Annotated in this window: 20 protein-coding genes; 15 read left to right on the top strand and 5 right to left on the bottom strand. The window is 50.4% G+C overall.

Features of this window, described 5'->3' with window-relative positions; all coding sequences use genetic code 11:
* Positions 1 to 107: 107 nt before the first annotated feature.
* Both gabP and csiR read left to right on the top strand, forming a co-directional pair.
* Positions 108 to 1508 (top strand): GABA permease, encoded by a 1401-nt coding sequence (gene gabP / locus C3D30_RS04335; RefSeq protein ID WP_016159580.1) that lies wholly within the window; start codon positions 108 to 110, stop codon positions 1506 to 1508.
* A gap of 20 nt (positions 1509 to 1528) precedes the next feature.
* On the top strand, positions 1529 to 2191 hold the full coding sequence (gene csiR / locus C3D30_RS04330) for a DNA-binding transcriptional regulator CsiR (protein WP_000156830.1): 663 nt from the start codon (positions 1529 to 1531) through the stop codon (positions 2189 to 2191).
* Here the strand turns inward: csiR and kbp are convergent, their stop codons facing one another.
* Positions 2192 to 2641, bottom strand: a complete 450-nt coding sequence (kbp, locus tag C3D30_RS04325) for a potassium binding protein Kbp (RefSeq protein ID WP_000522418.1) — start codon at positions 2639 to 2641, stop codon at positions 2192 to 2194.
* 82 nt (positions 2642 to 2723) lie between these two features.
* The gene (locus C3D30_RS04320; RefSeq protein WP_000508177.1) at positions 2724 to 2882 is read right to left on the bottom strand and encodes a YqaE/Pmp3 family membrane protein; all 159 of its coding nucleotides are present in this window, start codon (positions 2880 to 2882) and stop codon (positions 2724 to 2726) included.
* Positions 2883 to 3064: 182 nt separating this feature from the next.
* On the opposite strand from C3D30_RS04320, the gene C3D30_RS04315 reads away from it, so the two are divergent.
* On the top strand, positions 3065 to 3364 hold the full coding sequence (locus C3D30_RS04315) for an ArsR/SmtB family transcription factor (RefSeq protein ID WP_105286513.1): 300 nt from the start codon (positions 3065 to 3067) through the stop codon (positions 3362 to 3364).
* Positions 3365 to 3373: 9 nt separating this feature from the next.
* A complete protein-coding gene (locus tag C3D30_RS04310; protein ID WP_001229481.1) occupies positions 3374 to 3898 on the top strand; it encodes a rhodanese family protein in 525 nt (174 codons plus the stop codon).
* 46 nt (positions 3899 to 3944) lie between these two features.
* On the opposite strand, the gene stpA is transcribed toward C3D30_RS04310, so the two are convergent.
* Positions 3945 to 4346: a DNA-binding protein StpA gene (gene stpA / locus C3D30_RS04305; RefSeq protein ID WP_000115375.1), complete on the bottom strand. Its 402-nt coding sequence runs from the start codon at positions 4344 to 4346 to the stop codon at positions 3945 to 3947.
* A 668-nt stretch (positions 4347 to 5014) separates the two neighbouring features.
* On the opposite strand from stpA, the gene alaE reads away from it, so the two are divergent.
* Positions 5015 to 5464 (top strand): L-alanine exporter AlaE, encoded by a 450-nt coding sequence (alaE, locus tag C3D30_RS04300; protein ID WP_000492675.1) that lies wholly within the window; start codon positions 5015 to 5017, stop codon positions 5462 to 5464.
* Between the two features lie 36 nt (positions 5465 to 5500).
* On the opposite strand, the gene C3D30_RS04295 is transcribed toward alaE, so the two are convergent.
* A complete protein-coding gene (locus tag C3D30_RS04295) occupies positions 5501 to 5845 on the bottom strand; it encodes a DUF2002 family protein (RefSeq protein ID WP_105286512.1) in 345 nt (114 codons plus the stop codon).
* Positions 5846 to 5996: 151 nt separating this feature from the next.
* Here C3D30_RS04295 and C3D30_RS04290 point away from each other — a divergent pair, with 151 nt between their 5' ends.
* Positions 5997 to 6326: an ElaB/YgaM/YqjD family protein gene (locus C3D30_RS04290; RefSeq protein ID WP_010352475.1), complete on the top strand. Its 330-nt coding sequence runs from the start codon at positions 5997 to 5999 to the stop codon at positions 6324 to 6326.
* Between the two features lie 55 nt (positions 6327 to 6381).
* On the opposite strand, the gene pdxR is transcribed toward C3D30_RS04290, so the two are convergent.
* A complete protein-coding gene (gene pdxR / locus C3D30_RS04285) occupies positions 6382 to 7716 on the bottom strand; it encodes a MocR-like pyridoxine biosynthesis transcription factor PdxR (RefSeq protein WP_001138443.1) in 1335 nt (444 codons plus the stop codon).
* Between the two features lie 87 nt (positions 7717 to 7803).
* On the opposite strand from pdxR, the gene C3D30_RS04280 reads away from it, so the two are divergent.
* The 9 genes from C3D30_RS04280 to C3D30_RS04230 all read left to right on the top strand — a co-directional run bounded on the left by C3D30_RS04280 (position 7804) and on the right by C3D30_RS04230 (position 17223).
* Positions 7804 to 8235, top strand: a complete 432-nt coding sequence (locus C3D30_RS04280; protein ID WP_000209799.1) for a carboxymuconolactone decarboxylase family protein — start codon at positions 7804 to 7806, stop codon at positions 8233 to 8235.
* Between the two features lie 208 nt (positions 8236 to 8443).
* On the top strand, positions 8444 to 8689 hold the full coding sequence (nrdH, locus tag C3D30_RS04270; protein ID WP_001223227.1) for a glutaredoxin-like protein NrdH: 246 nt from the start codon (positions 8444 to 8446) through the stop codon (positions 8687 to 8689).
* Complete coding sequence (gene nrdI / locus C3D30_RS04265) at positions 8686 to 9096, top strand: class Ib ribonucleoside-diphosphate reductase assembly flavoprotein NrdI (RefSeq protein ID WP_000080953.1); 411 nt, start codon at positions 8686 to 8688, stop codon at positions 9094 to 9096. Before nrdH ends, nrdI begins: the two co-directional genes overlap by 4 nt.
* Entirely contained in the window at positions 9069 to 11213 is a 2145-nt protein-coding gene (gene nrdE, locus C3D30_RS04260) for a class 1b ribonucleoside-diphosphate reductase subunit alpha (protein ID WP_105286511.1), read from the top strand. The genes nrdI and nrdE overlap by 28 nt, the downstream gene beginning before the upstream one ends.
* 9 nt (positions 11214 to 11222) lie before the next feature.
* Positions 11223 to 12182: a class 1b ribonucleoside-diphosphate reductase subunit beta gene (nrdF, locus tag C3D30_RS04255; protein ID WP_105286510.1), complete on the top strand. Its 960-nt coding sequence runs from the start codon at positions 11223 to 11225 to the stop codon at positions 12180 to 12182.
* Between the two features lie 355 nt (positions 12183 to 12537).
* The gene (gene proV / locus C3D30_RS04245) at positions 12538 to 13740 is read left to right on the top strand and encodes a glycine betaine/L-proline ABC transporter ATP-binding protein ProV (RefSeq protein ID WP_000985481.1); all 1203 of its coding nucleotides are present in this window, start codon (positions 12538 to 12540) and stop codon (positions 13738 to 13740) included.
* Entirely contained in the window at positions 13733 to 14797 is a 1065-nt protein-coding gene (gene proW, locus C3D30_RS04240; protein WP_105286509.1) for a glycine betaine/L-proline ABC transporter permease ProW, read from the top strand. Before proV ends, proW begins: the two co-directional genes overlap by 8 nt.
* A gap of 57 nt (positions 14798 to 14854) precedes the next feature.
* A complete protein-coding gene (gene proX, locus C3D30_RS04235; protein WP_001216525.1) occupies positions 14855 to 15847 on the top strand; it encodes a glycine betaine/L-proline ABC transporter substrate-binding protein ProX in 993 nt (330 codons plus the stop codon).
* Positions 15848 to 16038: 191 nt separating this feature from the next.
* On the top strand, positions 16039 to 17223 hold the full coding sequence (locus tag C3D30_RS04230; protein WP_105286508.1) for an MFS transporter: 1185 nt from the start codon (positions 16039 to 16041) through the stop codon (positions 17221 to 17223).
* Positions 17224 to 17239 lie beyond the last annotated feature (16 nt).

Here is a 17239-nt window from a genome sequence, read left to right as displayed (position 1 = left end):
GCGGAGCCGCTCTCCGGCAAAAAGAATTAATAACAATTAAACGCGTGACCCGACGCGGGAAATGTCGGGGCGCTCTCCCAAGTGACACACTTTCGAGAGGATTCAGGATGGGGCAATCATCGCAACCACATGAGCTAGGCGGCGGGCTGAAATCACGCCACGTCACCATGTTGTCTATTGCCGGTGTTATCGGCGCAAGTCTGTTTGTCGGTTCGAGCGTCGCTATCGCCGAAGCGGGTCCGGCGGTCTTACTGGCCTATCTGTTCGCCGGATTACTGGTGGTTATGATTATGCGGATGCTGGCGGAAATGGCGGTCGCCACGCCCGACACCGGTTCGTTTTCCACCTATGCCGACAAAGCCATTGGCCGCTGGGCGGGCTATACCATCGGCTGGCTGTACTGGTGGTTTTGGGTACTGGTCATTCCGCTGGAAGCCAACATCGCCGCCATGATCCTGCACTCGTGGGTTCCCGGCATTCCCATCTGGTTATTTTCTCTGGTCATCACCCTCGCCTTAACCGGCAGTAATTTATTAAGCGTTAAAAACTACGGTGAATTTGAATTCTGGCTGGCGATATGCAAAGTGATTGCCATTCTGGCGTTTATTTTCCTTGGAGCTGTAGCAATTAGCGGTTTTTACCCTTATGCCGAAGTGAGCGGTATTTCAAGATTGTGGGATAGCGGCGGCTTTATGCCGAACGGCTTTGGCGCCGTATTAAGCGCGATGCTGATCACCATGTTCTCGTTTATGGGCGCGGAAATTGTCACCATTGCCGCAGCAGAATCCGACACGCCGGATAAACATATTGTCCGCGCCACCAACTCGGTTATCTGGCGTATCTCCATTTTCTATTTGTGTTCTATTTTTGTCGTCGTGGCACTCATACCGTGGAATATGCCAGGACTGAAAACCGTGGGTTCCTACCGTTCCGTGCTGGAGCTGCTGAATATTCCACATGCAAAATTCATTATGGATTGCGTTATTTTGCTGTCGGTAACCAGCTGCCTGAACTCGGCGCTGTATACCGCGTCAAGGATGCTCTACTCCTTAAGCCGTCGCGGGGATGCGCCAGCGGTAATGGGTAAAATCAACCGTAGCAAAACCCCGTACGTGGCAGTATTACTCTCGACCGGCGCGGCGTTTTTAACGGTGGTAGTGAACTATTACGCGCCTGCGAAAGTGTTTAAATTTCTGATCGACAGCTCCGGTGCTATTGCCCTGCTGGTTTATTTAGTCATCGCCGTTTCGCAATTACGGATGCGTAAAATCCTGCTGGCGGAAGGCGGCGAAATTCGCCTGCGCATGTGGCTTTATCCGTGGCTCACCTGGCTGGTGATTGGCTTTATTACCTTTGTATTGGTGGTGATGTTATTCCGCCCGGCGCAACAACTCGAGGTAATTTCCACCGGCTTATTAGCGATAGGGATTATCTGTACCGTGCCAATTATGGCACGCTGGAAAAAGCTGATATTGTGGCAAAAAACACCCGTTCATAATACGCGCTGATAATGTTCAGGAGTCACACCATGACCATTACGTCTCTGGATGGCTACCGCTGGTTGAAAAACGATATTATTCGCGGCAATTTTCAGCCGGATGAAAAATTACGGATGAGTTCGCTAACGTCGCGTTATGCACTCGGCGTCGGGCCGTTGCGGGAAGCCCTTTCGCAACTGGTGGCGGAACGGCTGGTCACGGTGGTAAATCAAAAAGGGTATCGGGTGGCGTCTATGTCAGAGCAAGAACTGCTCGATATTTTCGACGCCCGCGCCAATATGGAAGCGATGCTGGTGAGTCTGGCAATTGCCCGTGGCAGCGATGAGTGGGAGGCTGACGTTCTCGCGAAGGCACACTTGCTCGGTAAACTTGAAGCCTCTGACGCCAGCGAGAAAATGCTTGATGAGTGGGATCAGCGCCATCAGGCATTTCATACTGCGATTGTGGCGGGCTGCGGTTCCCACTATTTACTGCAAATGCGCGAGCGTTTGTTTGATCTGGCGGCGCGCTATCGGTTCATCTGGCTGCGGCAAACGGTGCTTTCTGTAGAAATGCTGGAAGATAAACACGATCAGCACCAGACCCTGACTGCGGCGGTGCTGGCGCGAGATACGGCGCGCGCCAGTGAGTTAATGCGCCAGCATTTACTGACGCCAATTCCGATTATCCAGCAGGCGATGGCTGGCAATTAACTACTCTTCAGGAATACGCAACACCTGCCCCGGATAAATTTTATCCGGGCTTTTCAGCATCGGTTTATTCGCTTCGAAGATTTTATTGTAGAGATTGGCGTTACCGTAGACCTGTTTGGAAATGGCACTCAGGGTGTCGCCAGACTTAACAGTATAAAACTGGCTGGCAGTGGCTGGCGTCGCCGTTTTTACCTGATCATCAACACTGGCAATACCGGAAATATTCCCCACTGCAACAAGGATTTTTTCCTTCGCTTCCTGACTTAAGCCGTCACCTGTAACCGTCGCTTTACCATCGACAATCTGAATATTCACTTTATCGGCATCAGGTATACCGGTTTTGTTCAGATGTTCCTGCACCTTCTTCGCCTGATCGTCTTTATCATGCTGACCAGTAACCGCGTCCCAGAGCTTTTCTCCGGCATCTTTCACAAAATTGAACAGACCCATAATTACCTCATTCGTTAACGGAAACACTCAGAAAGTGTAGCAGAGGAACGCGGCGCGTTAACGCCGCAGGATGAGCACAGGATCAATCGCGGGTTTGCACCCAGAAAGCGTGAATTAAACCAGGGATATAGCCAAGAAGTGTCAGCAAAATATTAATAATAAATGCCCAACCAAATCCTTTCCCCAGCAGCACGCCGAGCGGTGGCAAAATGATGGTGATGACGATTCTCCAGAACCCCATATTTCCTCCCTATAAGAAAATTAATCATTGTTTAAAAAGAGATTTTATCTCTTAAGCATAGTAATTTTAGCGGAGTCTGCCCGTTTCAGCCTATGCTTTTACCCTCATTTACGCTGCTGACGCTGGTATACGTTGCATTTTTAGTTTAGAGTTTACTTAATTTAGAAAACACTTAAATAAATATGACTGAACTAGCCCAACTACAGGCCAGCGCCGAACAGGCTGCGGCCTTACTGAAAGCAATGAGTCACCCCAAACGGTTGCTGATTCTGTGCATGATTTGCGGTTCCCCCGGCACCAGCGCCGGTGAACTGGCGCGTATTACCGGACTGAGTGCCTCTGCAACGTCACAGCATCTGGCACGGATGCGTGACGAAGGGCTTATCGACAGCCAACGGGATGCCCAACGCATTCTTTATTTCATTAAAAATGAGGCGGTAAATGCCATTATCGCCACCCTGAAAAACGTCTATTATCCGTAAGGAGTAGCAATGGCTTTAACAACAATTTCACCGCATGATGCACAAGAATTAATCTCACGCGGTGCAAAGTTAATCGATATTCGCGATGCCGATGAATATCTTCGTGAACATATTCCTGAAGCGGATCTGGCACCATTATCCGTGCTGGAACAGGCTGGTCTTCCGGAAAAATTACGTAGAGAACAAATTATATTCCACTGTCAGGCTGGAAAACGCACCAGTAATAATGCACAAAAATTAGCAGCGATTGCCGCCCCCGCAGAGATATTTTTACTGGAAGGCGGAATTGATAGCTGGAAAAAAGCGGGATTGCCGGTAGCCGAAAATAAATCACAGCCTTTACCATTAATGCGTCAGGTACAGATCACAGCTGGTGGCTTAATATTAATCGGCGTCGTATTGGGTTATGCCGTGAATAGCGCGTTCTTTTTATTAAGCGGCTTTGTCGGTGCGGGATTAATATTTGCGGGTATCAGCGGTTTTTGCGGGATGGCAAGGTTGTTAGATAAGATGCCGTGGAATCAGCGAACGTAAGAAGCGACGCCGGACGCGCCATAGTGGCGGCATCCGGCAGCAGTCATTAGATCAGGAAATCGTCGAGAGATTTACCTTCAGCCAGTGCCTGAGCGATCGGTTTCGGTGTACGACCCTGACCGGTCCAGGTTTTGACTTCACCATTAAAATCGGTGAATTGATATTTCGCCGGACGCGGCTGGCGTTTTTTACCTGCACGCGGTGCAGCAGAATTATTACCGAATAACTCTTCCGGGTTAATTCCGTCAGCCTTCATCAGCTCCAGCCAGGTGCTAATTTTCTCCTGGCGCTCTGCCAGTTCACGCTGCTGCTGTTCTTCTTCTTCACGTCTTTCTTTAGTGACAACCCTGAATTTTTCGAGCATTTCTTCAAGAACGTCAATGGAGAATTCGCGAGCCATCGCACGGAGGGTGCGAATGTTATTTAAACTTTGTAACATTACGGACATAATAAAGAAAACCTTTTAACGCCAAAACAAAAAAAGTATTTCGTCGCGTAGTGTAAGCGATCACTTATTATATTTCCACAAAATTTAATCTATTTACAGTCGCGTGCGATATTATTTCAACCGTTATTTCCAGACAAATTAATAATTATTTTCAGTTTATATATTAGCCATTTGGCTTATCATTCCAGACATTTGCGAATAATCGGGTGCTCTCTGCGCCATCATCACCGAATGTAGATTAAAGACAAGTGAATAAAAATGCATAAACAAAGAATAAAACAAATTTTCAGCAACTGAAGTTTTATGCTGACATTAGTGGCTTCAGGTCATTAAAAATGCTAAATGAGCTCAACCCCCTACTTAAGCCGGATTGTCTACGCTTTATAGCGTTAACATCTCTTAACCTCCCCACCAGCACAGTTCAAAATAACCACGTAATGATATGATTTTAAATAAAATTATTCATGGAGGCATTTAAAAATCCATAATGTATAAAAAATACGCCATTGCGGAACATTTTATCTACAAAAACAAAATAAATAAAAATTTTTCACTAATTGATTACTGACAACCAGCAATATACGCTATGCAAAAATGAAACAGGCAGTCTAAAGCACTGCTTCCATTTCCATTCATATCCGATTTCGCTTTTATTAAGGAGCATTAACATGTTCTCACCGCAGTCACGCTTGCGTCATGCAGTTGCAGACACGTTCGCGATGGTTGTTTATTGTACTGTCGTGAACATGTGTATTGAAGTTTTCCTCTCCGGGATGAGCTTCGAACAGTCTTTTTATTCCAGGCTGGTGGCCGTTCCGGTGAATATCTTAATTGCATGGCCATATGGCATGTACCGCGATCTGTTTATGCGCGCGGCACGCAAAATTAGCCACTCTGGTTGGACAAAAAATCTGGCTGATATTCTGGCTTATGTGACGTTCCAGTCACCGGTGTATATGGCGATCTTATTAGTGGTAGGCGCAGACTGGCACCAGATTATGGCTGCGGTCAGTTCAAACATCGTTGTTTCGATGCTGATGGGGGCGGTCTATGGCTACTTCCTTGATTACTGTCGCCGCTTGTTCAAAGTGAGCAGCTACCAGCAGGTAAAAGCCTGACCCTTCTTTTCGCGACTGGCATCGCCAGTCGCGTCTTTAACTGGCTTCGCCAAATAAGCCATGCAAATAACGTTCAAGCGCAACACGCGAACTAAAGCCATGCGGGATACCGTAATGCTCATGACGTTCACCCGCTAAATAGAGCGGAAATTGCTGGTAATGATCGCAAGTTTTAATATCGGAAGCAGGTTCAGCCAGTGTGGAACTACGTTCTTTTAATGTTGGATGAATTATCAGTGCGGTACGTCCCATTCTCGCTTCGCGGTTAACATAGACATAATGTTCCCCACGGAGGTAACCGTATGCTTTCTGGGTTACTACATCGACAGTAAAACCGACTTTCTCAAGTACGCGCGCCACCTCGTCTGGTCGTAAATACATATTTTATCCTCGTTATTATCTACTGCGCGCCTACCTTACCTGATTGCGCATTCCCAACGCTTTCAGAAAAGTCCATAAAGCCGCGATGAATCTCTGTTAAGAAAATTATGGTCTACACTGAAAATTACATCGAATTCTAATGGGGGATCATATGTTTAACAGACCGAACCGCAACGACGTCGATGATGGCGTGCAGGATATTCAGAATGATGTCAATCAATTAGCCGACAGTCTCGAATCTGTATTGAGGTCCTGGGGCAGCGACGCAAAAGGTGAAGCCGAAGCCGCACGCAGTAAAGCTCAGGCTCTACTGAAAGAAACCAGAGCGCGGATGCATGGTCGTACTCGCGTCCAGCAAGCCGCGCGCGATGCAGTTGGCTGCGCAGATTCTTTTGTTCGTGAAAGACCCTGGTGTAGCGTGGGTACAGCAGCTGCGGTAGGTATTTTTATCGGCGCGCTGTTAAGCATACGCAAATCGTAATGCAACAATGATAATAAATACGCGTCTTTGACCCCGAAGCCTGACTTCGGGGTTTTTAACTTAAGGCACCGCGTAATTGTTGTGCCACCTGCTGCGCCATGCTTTCGCTAACGATATTGGTAAACGAGAGAAGCAATCCTCCTTCCCCACTTGAGCAGATACGCCAGTCGCTAAGTGCCTGTACCGCAAGGCCAGCAGCATTGGCTTTACGCGCGTGGACAATATCGTCGCCCACCATGCTGATAACCATCTGGATGCCCCCTTTTTGTGGCACAACCTGGAATCCTTGTTGCGTAAGCGCCTGCTCAATCCACTGCCTACGCTGAGCATAGTGCTGACGCATTTTCTTCAGATGCCGCCAGAAATGCCCCTCGCGAAGAAAGTCTGCCAGTGTGTTCTGCCATAGAACAGGCACTGCACATGGCTCCCGTGACGCCTGTTGGCGGAATTGTGCAATCTGCTCCACCGGCACCACCAGCCACGCACAGCGCAATGCAGGAAATAGCGATTTGCTGAATGTTCCGGCATAAATCACCCGCTGCGGCGCGTCGAGGCTTTTCAGTGCCGGTAATGGCTTACCGTGATAACGGAATTCACTGTCGTAATCGTCTTCAATAATCCACGCCTGCGCACGCTCTGCCCACGCCAACACCTGATGCCTGCGCGCCAGAGAGAGCGCAACACCGAGCGGGCTTTGATGCGCAGGAGTTATCAGAGCAAAACGTGCATCAGGATAATTTTGCATTCCGCTTGCGACATCCAGTCCGTTGTCATCAACAGGCACAGGTAAAATTTCCACACCGTGGCGATTAACAATCGGGCGAATCAGCGGAAAACCAGGATCTTCCATCCACATCCCGTCTCCCGGTTTCGCCAGCGCGTACAGAATTAAGGCCATTGAGGCTGCATAACCGTGAGTGATAAAGATCTGTTCTGGCTGGCATTCAATCCCGCGTGAGACGCGTAAATAATCAACAATTGCCTCGCGCAACACCACTTCACCACAGACATCGCCTAACGCCAAATCAAAGCGCGTCTGGGTACGAAGGCGACGCCCCATCACCCGCGCCCACAGCTCACGCGGAAAGAGATCGAGTGCGGGTAATCCCATCTGGAATGGCAGCGGTTGCTGGCTTTCACCGGCAAAGGCAAGCACATCCACAGCGGATTGTTGGGGATGTATCTGCTCACTGACAAAGGTGCCTGCCTGCCCTCGTCGAACCAGCCATCCCTGCGCCACCAGCTCAGCATAAGCATTTTCGACAGTGGATCGGGACACGCCCAGCTCCTGTGACCAGGTACGACTGGAAGGTAGCCTTGCGCCGGGTTTCAGTTCCCCTTGCTCAATAGCCGTTTTTAACTGACGTGCGATATCCTGATAGCGCGGCATATGGTCTGCTTTTTTAGGTAATTTATGGCTCTCTTTAGCAGTCCATTATAGTGCTACATTGCGGGCGTTAATAAGAGGAGAAACTGTATGACTACATTACGTCAGCCTTACTACGAACTTAGCCCGGCAGTGTATAGCGCGCTGGTGCAGGCCAAAACGGCGCTGGAAAATAGTGCGCTGGATACCACACTGATGGAGTTAGTTTATTTGCGCGTCTCGCAAATCAACGGCTGCGCATTTTGTCTGGAGATGCACAGTAAAGCATTACGTAAATCCGGTGTGCCACAGCACAAGCTGGACGCTCTTGCAGGCTGGCGGGTGAGCCATCATTTTGACGATCGCGAGCGGGCGGCGCTGGCATGGGCGGAATCGGTGACCGATATTGCCCGAAGCCATGCAGAAGACGACGTTTATCAACCTTTGCTTGAATATTTCAGCGCAGCAGAAATCAGCGACCTGACTTTTGCCATCGGACTGATGAATTGCTTTAACCGCCTGGCCGTTTCCATGCGGATGTAATTTCCTGATGCCGGGTAATCACCCGGCTATAGAACACAAAACCCCCTACCCCGTTGAGCCACTCAACGGTGGTGAGATTTATCGAAATTTCCCATATCTTGTATGGTTGAATCTTTTTTCAACTACATCTAGTATCCCTGTATCAACAGAGAGACAACCCGACGCGTATCATCGCGCCGTATCTTCATTTTAAGCGGAAATACGAATCATGCGCATTACTATTTACACTCGTAACGATTGCGTTCAGTGCCACGCCACCAAACGGGCGATGGAAAACCGGGGCTTTGATTTTGAAATGATTAATGTCGATCGCGTTCCTGAAGCGGCGGAAGCGTTGCGTGCTCAGGGCTTTCGTCAGTTGCCGGTTGTGATTGCAGGCGATCTTAGCTGGTCTGGTTTTCGCCCGGACATGATCAATCGTCTGCATCCAGCGCCACACGCGGCCAGTGCATGAGCCAGCTCGTCTACTTCTCCAGCAGCTCCGAAAATACGCAGCGTTTTATCGAACGTTTAGGGCTGCCCGCCGTGCGCATTCCACTCAATGAGCGGGAACGGATTCAGGTAGACGAGCCTTACATCCTGATCGTGCCCTCTTACGGCGGTGGCGGTACGGCTGGCGCTGTGCCACGACAGGTGATTCGCTTTTTAAACGACGAGCATAACCGGGCGTTGCTTCGCGGCGTTATTGCTTCGGGTAATCGCAACTTTAGTGAGGCATATGGTCGCGCCGGAGATGTAATTGCCCGGAAATGCGGTGTGCCGTGGCTGTACCGCTTTGAACTCATGGGTACGCAAAGCGATATCGAAAACGTTCGTAAAGGAGTAACAGAATTTTGGCAACGACAACCGCAGAATGCCTGACGCAGGAAACGATGGATTACCACGCTCTGAATGCGATGCTTAACCTTTACGATAGCGCAGGCCGCATTCAGTTCGATAAAGACAGCCAGGCCGTTGACGCCTTTATAGCGACGCATGTGCGTCCGAACAGTGTGACCTTCAGTAGCCAGCAGCAGCGCCTGAACTGGCTGATCAACGAAGGTTACTATGATGAAAGCGTCCTTAATCGCTACTCTCGCGACTTTATCATTACGCTGTTTGCCCACGCGCACGCCAGCGGTTTTCGTTTCCAGACATTCCTCGGGGCATGGAAGTTTTACACCAGCTATACGTTGAAGACATTCGATGGCAAGCGTTATCTGGAAGATTTTGCCGATCGAGTAACGATGGTGGCGCTGACACTGGCACAAGGCGATGAAACACTGGCGACGCAACTGACTGATGAGATGCTGTCTGGACGTTTTCAGCCTGCCACGCCAACATTCCTCAACTGCGGTAAACAGCAGCGCGGCGAACTGGTTTCCTGTTTTCTGCTGCGTATTGAAGACAATATGGAGTCGATTGGTCGGGCGGTAAATTCCGCACTGCAACTGTCAAAACGCGGCGGCGGTGTGGCTTTTTTGCTGTCGAATCTGCGGGAAGCGGGCGCGCCAATTAAACGTATTGAAAATCAATCTTCTGGCGTGATTCCGGTGATGAAAATGCTGGAAGACGCATTTTCCTATGCCAATCAGCTCGGCGCTCGTCAGGGAGCTGGGGCTGTATATCTGCACGCGCATCATCCCGATATTCTGCGTTTTCTCGACACGAAACGGGAAAATGCCGACGAGAAAATCCGCATTAAAACGCTGTCGCTGGGCGTGGTGATCCCGGATATCACCTTCCATCTGGCGAAAGAGAATGCGCAGATGGCACTGTTTTCGCCTTATGACGTTGAGCGGGTTTACGGCAAGCCGTTTGCCGATATTGCCATCAGCGAACACTATGACGAACTGGTTGCCGACGAACGCATCCGCAAAAAATATATCAATGCGCGTGATTTCTTCCTGCGGCTGGCGGAGATCCAGTTTGAATCCGGCTATCCCTACATCATGTATGAAGACACGGTTAACCGTGCTAACCCTATTGCCGGACGCATAAATATGAGCAATCTTTGCTCAGAGATTTTGCAGGTTAACAGCGCCTCAGAGTATGACGAGAATCTCGACTATGCGCGCACAGGCCATGATATTTCCTGCAATTTAGGTTCGTTGAATATTGCCCACACCATGGATTCCCCCGACTTTGCCCGCACGGTAGAAACAGCCGTGCGCGGTCTGACGGCGGTGTCAGATATGAGTCATATCCGCAGCGTGCCGTCTATTGAGGCCGGAAATGCCGCCTCACACGCCATCGGGCTGGGGCAGATGAATTTACACGGTTATCTGGCGCGGGAAGGCATCGCCTATGGTTCACCGGAAGCTCTGGATTTCACCAATCTCTATTTCTACACCATCACCTGGCACGCCCTGCGTACTTCAATGTTGCTGGCGCGCGAACGCGGTGAAACCTTCGCCGGGTTCAAACAGTCACGCTATGCTAGTGGTGAATATTTTAGCCAATATCTGCAAGGGAACTGGCAGCCGAAAACGGCGAAAGTTGGCGAACTGTTTACCCGTAGCGGTATTACGCTACCTACCCGTGAGATGTGGGCGCAGCTGCGCGACGACGTGATGCGCTACGGCATCTACAACCAGAACCTCCAGGCGGTGCCACCAACCGGTTCTATCTCTTATATCAACCATGCCACATCGAGTATTCATCCGATTGTGGCGAAAGTAGAGATCCGCAAAGAGGGCAAAACAGGACGCGTTTACTACCCTGCCCCGTTTATGACTAACGAGAATCTGGCGCTGTATCAGGACGCTTACGAAATCGGCGCGGAAAAGATTATCGACACCTACGCCGAAGCGACACGCCATGTCGATCAGGGGCTGTCGCTGACGCTGTTTTTCCCCGATACCGCCACAACCCGCGATATCAACAAAGCGCAGATTTACGCCTGGCGTAAGGGAATCAAAACGCTCTATTACATTCGCCTGCGTCAGATGGCGCTGGAAGGTACTGAAATTGAAGGCTGCGTCTCCTGCGCGCTCTAAGGATTGCTTATGAAACTCTCACGTATCAGCGCCATCAACTGGAACAAGATTACTGATGATAAAGATCTGGAGGTGTGGAATCGCCTGACCAGTAATTTCTGGCTACCGGAAAAAGTGCCGCTGTCGAACGATATCCCCGCCTGGCAGACATTAAGCGCCGTAGAGCAACAACTGACGATGCGTGTTTTTACTGGCCTGACGCTGCTCGACACGCTGCAAAATGTTATCGGCGCACCCTCGCTGATGCCCGATGCGCTCACGCCCCATGAAGAGGCGGTATTATCGAATATCAGCTTTATGGAAGCGGTTCATGCCCGTTCTTACAGTTCGATTTTCTCGACGCTGTGCCAGACAAAAGATGTCGATGCCGCCTACGCCTGGAGTGAAGAAAACGCGCCGTTGCAGCGAAAAGCACAGATTATTCAGCAACATTATCGCGGCGATAATCCGCTGAAAAAGAAAATCGCCAGTGTCTTTCTGGAATCATTTTTGTTCTACTCCGGCTTCTGGCTGCCGATGTATTTTTCCAGTCGCGGTAAGCTGACCAATACCGCCGACCTGATCCGTCTGATTATCCGCGATGAAGCAGTGCACGGTTATTACATCGGTTATAAATATCAGAAAAGCCTGGAAAAGATCTCCCAGGCACAATGCGAAGAGTTAAAGAGTTTTGCCTTCGATTTGTTGCTGGAACTCTACGACAACGAACTGCAATACACCGATGAGCTGTACGCCGAAACCCCGTGGGCTGACGATGTAAAAGCGTTTCTCTGCTACAACGCTAATAAAGCATTAATGAATCTGGGGTACGAACCGCTTTTCCCGGCAGAAATGGCGGAAGTGAATCCGGCAATCCTCGCCGCGCTTTCGCCGAATGCCGATGAAAATCACGATTTCTTTTCCGGTTCTGGCTCCTCTTATGTGATGGGAAAAGCGGTCGAAACAGAAGACGAAGACTGGAATTTCTGACACGGTTATTTTAAAAAATATCATCAACCACAGCAGGGAAATAATTTCCATTAAGTAGCTTTTTATCACACAAATATTTTGTGGTGATCTACACTGAGACTCTGTTGCATTATTCGCCTGAAACTACAATATTCAGGCGTTTTTCCGCTATCTATAACAAAAAATATCAACTTTTCTCGATTTGCTCTCAGCCCTTATATCACGGGAAATTCCGGCAATTTGCTCACGTCAATATTCATGCCACATTTGCCCTCAGGGGTTGCCTCAGATTCTCAGTATGTTAGGGTAGAAAAAAGTGACTATTTCCATCGGGTAATATATCGACATAAACAAATAACAGGAATCTTTCTATTGCATGGCAATTAAATTAGAAATTAAAAATCTTTATAAAATATTTGGGGAGCATCCACAGAGAGCTTTCAAATATATCGAACAAGGACTTTCAAAAGAACAAATTCTGGAAAAAACAGGGCTATCGCTTGGCGTAAAAGACGCCAGTCTGGCCATTGAAGAAGGCGAGATATTTGTCATCATGGGATTATCCGGTTCGGGTAAATCCACAATGGTACGCCTTCTCAATCGCCTGATTGAACCCACCCGTGGACAAGTACTGATTGACGGTGTGGATATTGCCAAAATATCCGACGCCGAACTCCGTGAGGTGCGCAGAAAAAAGATTGCGATGGTCTTCCAGTCCTTTGCCTTAATGCCACATATGACCGTGCTGGACAATACTGCATTCGGTATGGAATTGGCCGGAATTAACGCCGAAGAACGCCGGGAAAAAGCCATTGATGCACTGCGTCAGGTCGGGCTGGAAAATTATGCCCACAGCTACCCGGACGAACTCTCTGGCGGGATGCGTCAACGTGTCGGATTAGCTCGCGCATTAGCCATCAATCCGGATATTTTATTAATGGACGAAGCCTTCTCGGCGCTCGACCCACTAATTCGCACCGAGATGCAGGATGAGCTGGTAAAATTACAGGCGAAACATCAGCGCACCATTGTATTTATTTCTCACGATCTCGACGAAGCTATGCGTATTGGCGACAGAATTGCCATTATGCAAAATGGTGAAGTCGTTCAGGTCGGAACACCGGATGAAATTCTCAATAATCCGGCGAATGATTATGTCCGTACCTTCTTCCGTGGTGTTGATATTAGCCAGGTGTTCAGCGCAAAAGATATTGCCCGCCGCAGCCCTAATGGCTTAATTCGTAAAACACCCGGCTTCGGCCCGCGTTCGGCACTGAAATTATTGCAGGATGAAGACCGCGAATATGGTTACGTCATCGAACGCGGTAATAAGTTTGTCGGCGCAGTGTCTATCGACTCGTTAAAAGCAGCATTAACACAGCAGCAAGGTCTTGATGCGGCGCTGATTGATGCGCCGTTAGCGGTCGATGCGCAAACGCCTCTTAGCGAATTGCTCTCTCATGTCGGACAGGCGCCCTGTGCGGTGCCCGTGGTCGACGAGGACCAACAGTATGTCGGCATCATTTCGAAAGGAATGTTGCTGCGCGCTTTAGATCGTGAGGGGGTAAATAATGGCTGATCAAAATAATCCGTGGGATACCACGCCAGCGGCAGACAGCGCCGCACAATCCGCAGATGCCTGGGGTACACCGGCTGCGGCACCGACTGACGGCGGCGGCGCTGACTGGCTGACCAGTACGCCTGCGCCAAACGTCGAGCATTTTAATATTCTCGATCCGTTCCATAAGACGCTGATCCCGCTCGACAGTTGGGTAACCGAAGGGATCGACTGGGTGGTTACCCATTTCCGTCCCCTTTTCCAGGGCGTGCGTGTTCCGGTGGATTACATCCTCAACGGTTTCCAGCAACTGCTGCTGGGTATGCCCGCACCTGTGGCGATTATCGTTTTCGCTCTCATCGCCTGGCAGATTTCCGGCGTCGGTATGGGCGTTGCGGCATTAGTTTCACTGATTGCTATCGGCGCGATTGGCGCATGGTCGCAAGCAATGGTCACCCTGGCGCTGGTATTAACTGCCCTGCTGTTCTGTATCGTCATTGGTCTGCCGCTGGGGATCTGGCTGGCGAGAAGTCCGCGAGCAGCGAAAATAATCCGTCCACTGCTTGATGCCATGCAGACCACGCCAGCGTTTGTTTATCTGGTGCCAATCGTCATGCTGTTTGGTATCGGTAACGTGCCGGGCGTGGTGGTGACGATCATCTTTGCTCTGCCGCCGATTATCCGTCTGACCATTCTGGGGATTAACCAGGTTCCGGCGGATCTGATTGAAGCCTCGCGCTCATTCGGTGCCAGCCCGCGCCAGATGCTGTTCAAAGTTCAGTTACCGCTGGCGATGCCGACCATTATGGCGGGCGTTAACCAGACGCTGATGCTGGCCCTTTCTATGGTGGTCATTGCCTCGATGATTGCCGTCGGCGGGCTGGGTCAGATGGTACTTCGCGGTATCGGTCGTCTGGATATGGGGCTTGCCACCGTTGGCGGCGTCGGGATTGTGATCCTCGCCATTATCCTCGATCGCCTGACGCAGGCCGTTGGGCGCGACTCACGCAGTCGCGGCAACCGACGCTGGTACACCACTGGCCCTGTTGGTCTGCTGACCCGCCCATTCATTAAGTAACTCTGCACTTGCCCGGTGACGCCGGGCATTATCACCCTGCCAAAAAAAGGAATAACAATGCGACATAGCGTACTTTTTGCGACAGCGTTTGCCACGCTTATCTCTACACAAACTTTTGCTGCCGATCTGCCGGGCAAAGGCATTACCGTTAATCCGGTTCAGAGCACCATCACAGAAGAAACTTTCCAGACGTTATTGGTCAGCCGTGCACTGGAGAAATTAGGTTATACCGTCAATAAACCCAGCGAAGTGGATTACAACGTTGGCTACACCTCGCTTGCTTCCGGCGATGCGACCTTTACCGCAGTGAACTGGACGCCGCTGCATGACAACATGTACGAAGCTGCCGGTGGCGATAAGAAATTTTATCGTGAAGGGGTATTTGTTAACGGCGCGGCGCAGGGTTACCTGATCGATAAGAAAACCGCCGACCAGTACAAAATCACCAACATCGCACAATTGAAAGATCCGAAGATCGCCAAACTGTTTGATACCAACGGCGATGGCAAAGCGGATTTAACCGGTTGTAACCCCGGCTGGGGCTGCGAAGGTGCCATTAATCACCAGCTTGCTGCGTATGAACTGACCAACACCGTAACGCATAATCAGGGTAACTATGCGGCGATGATGGCCGACACCATCAGTCGTTACAAAGAGGGCAAGCCGGTGTTTTACTACACCTGGACGCCGTACTGGGTGAGTAACGAACTGAAGCCGGGCAAAGATGTCGTCTGGTTGCAGGTGCCGTTCTCCGCACTGCCGGGCGATAAAAACGCCGATACCAAACTGCCGAATGGCGCGAATTACGGCTTCCCGGTCAGCACCATGCATATCGTTGCCAACAAAGCCTGGGCTGAGAAAAACCCGGCGGCAGCGAAACTGTTTGCCATTATGCAGTTACCGGTTGCGGACATTAACGCCCAGAACGCCATTATGCATGACGGCAAGGCCTCAGAAGGCGATATTCAGGGTCACGTTGATGGCTGGATCAAAGCCCACCAGCAGCAGTTCGATGGCTGGGTAAATGAGGCGCTGGCAGCGCAGAAGTAATTTTTATTCGGGCGGATAAGGCGTTTTCGCCGCATCCGCCTTCTGTGCACAATGCCTGATGCGACGCTGGCGTCGTCTTATCATGCCTACAAATCACACCGCACATTTCAACAATCAATCTTTCACCCCACATCCATAAACATCCGCTATTATTGCTTTTCAGACTAATCATCACCTGATAAACAACAATAATGACTAAACCCAATCACGAGCTTAGCCCGGCGCTGATCGTGCTGATGTCGATCGCCACCGGTCTGGCGGTCGCCAGCAACTATTACGCCCAGCCATTGCTCGACACCATCGCGCGTAACTTTTCCCTTTCTGCCAGTTTGGCGGGCTTTATTGTCACCGCCGCGCAGCTAGGTTATGCCGCCGGTCTGCTATTTCTAGTTCCACTGGGTGATATGTTTGAACGCCGCAGGCTGATCGTCTCAATGACCTTACTGGCAGCCGGTGGCATGTTAATCACTGCCAGCAGTCAGTCACTGGCGATGATGATCCTCGGTACGGCATTAACCGGTTTATTCTCGGTCGTGGCACAAATTCTGGTTCCGCTGGCGGCAACACTGGCCTCACCGGAAAAACGCGGCAAGGTGGTTGGCACTATTATGAGCGGCCTGCTACTGGGCATTTTGCTGGCGCGTACCGTTGCCGGGTTGCTGGCAAATCTCGGCGGCTGGCGCACCGTTTTCTGGGTCGCAGCAGTATTAATGGCGCTAATGGCGCTGGCGTTGTGGCGCGGCCTGCCGCAGATGAAATCTGAGACGCACCTCAACTACCCACAGTTGCTTGGTTCCGTTTTCAGCATGTTTATCAGCGATAAGATCCTGCGCACCCGCGCGGTGCTGGGCTGCCTGACCTTTGCTAACTTCAGCATTCTGTGGACATCAATGGCCTTTTTGCTTGCCGCACCGCCTTTTAACTACAGCGATGGAACGATTGGTCTGTTTGGCCTTGCAGGAGCCGCTGGGGCGCTGGGCGCACGTCCGGCAGGTGGTTTTGCCGATAAGGGTCAATCGCACCTGACAACAACTTTCGGCCTACTGCTGCTGTTGCTCTCATGGCTGGCGATCTGGTTTGGTCACACTTCCGTGCTGGCGCTGATTATCGGCATCCTGGTGCTGGATCTCACCGTACAGGGCGTGCATATCACCAATCAAACCGTGATTTATCGTATTTATCCTGATGCACGTAATCGTCTGACCGCAGGCTATATGACCAGTTACTTTATTGGCGGTGCCGCCGGTTCACTGATTTCGGCCTCTGCCTGGCAACATGCCGGTTGGGCTGGCGTTTGCCTGGCTGGTGCGACGATTGCCCTGGTTAATCTGTTAGTCTGGTGGCGAGGTTTTCATCGTCAGGAAGCCGCTATTTAGACAATCAGCAACCGTT

Origin of the sequence: Escherichia sp. MOD1-EC5433 (assembly GCF_002966005.1) — a bacterium.
GTDB lineage: Bacteria > Pseudomonadota > Gammaproteobacteria > Enterobacterales > Enterobacteriaceae > Escherichia > Escherichia ruysiae.
The sequence above is the reverse complement of the archived record's forward strand: the minus strand, read 5'-3'. Positions and strand labels throughout refer to the sequence as shown.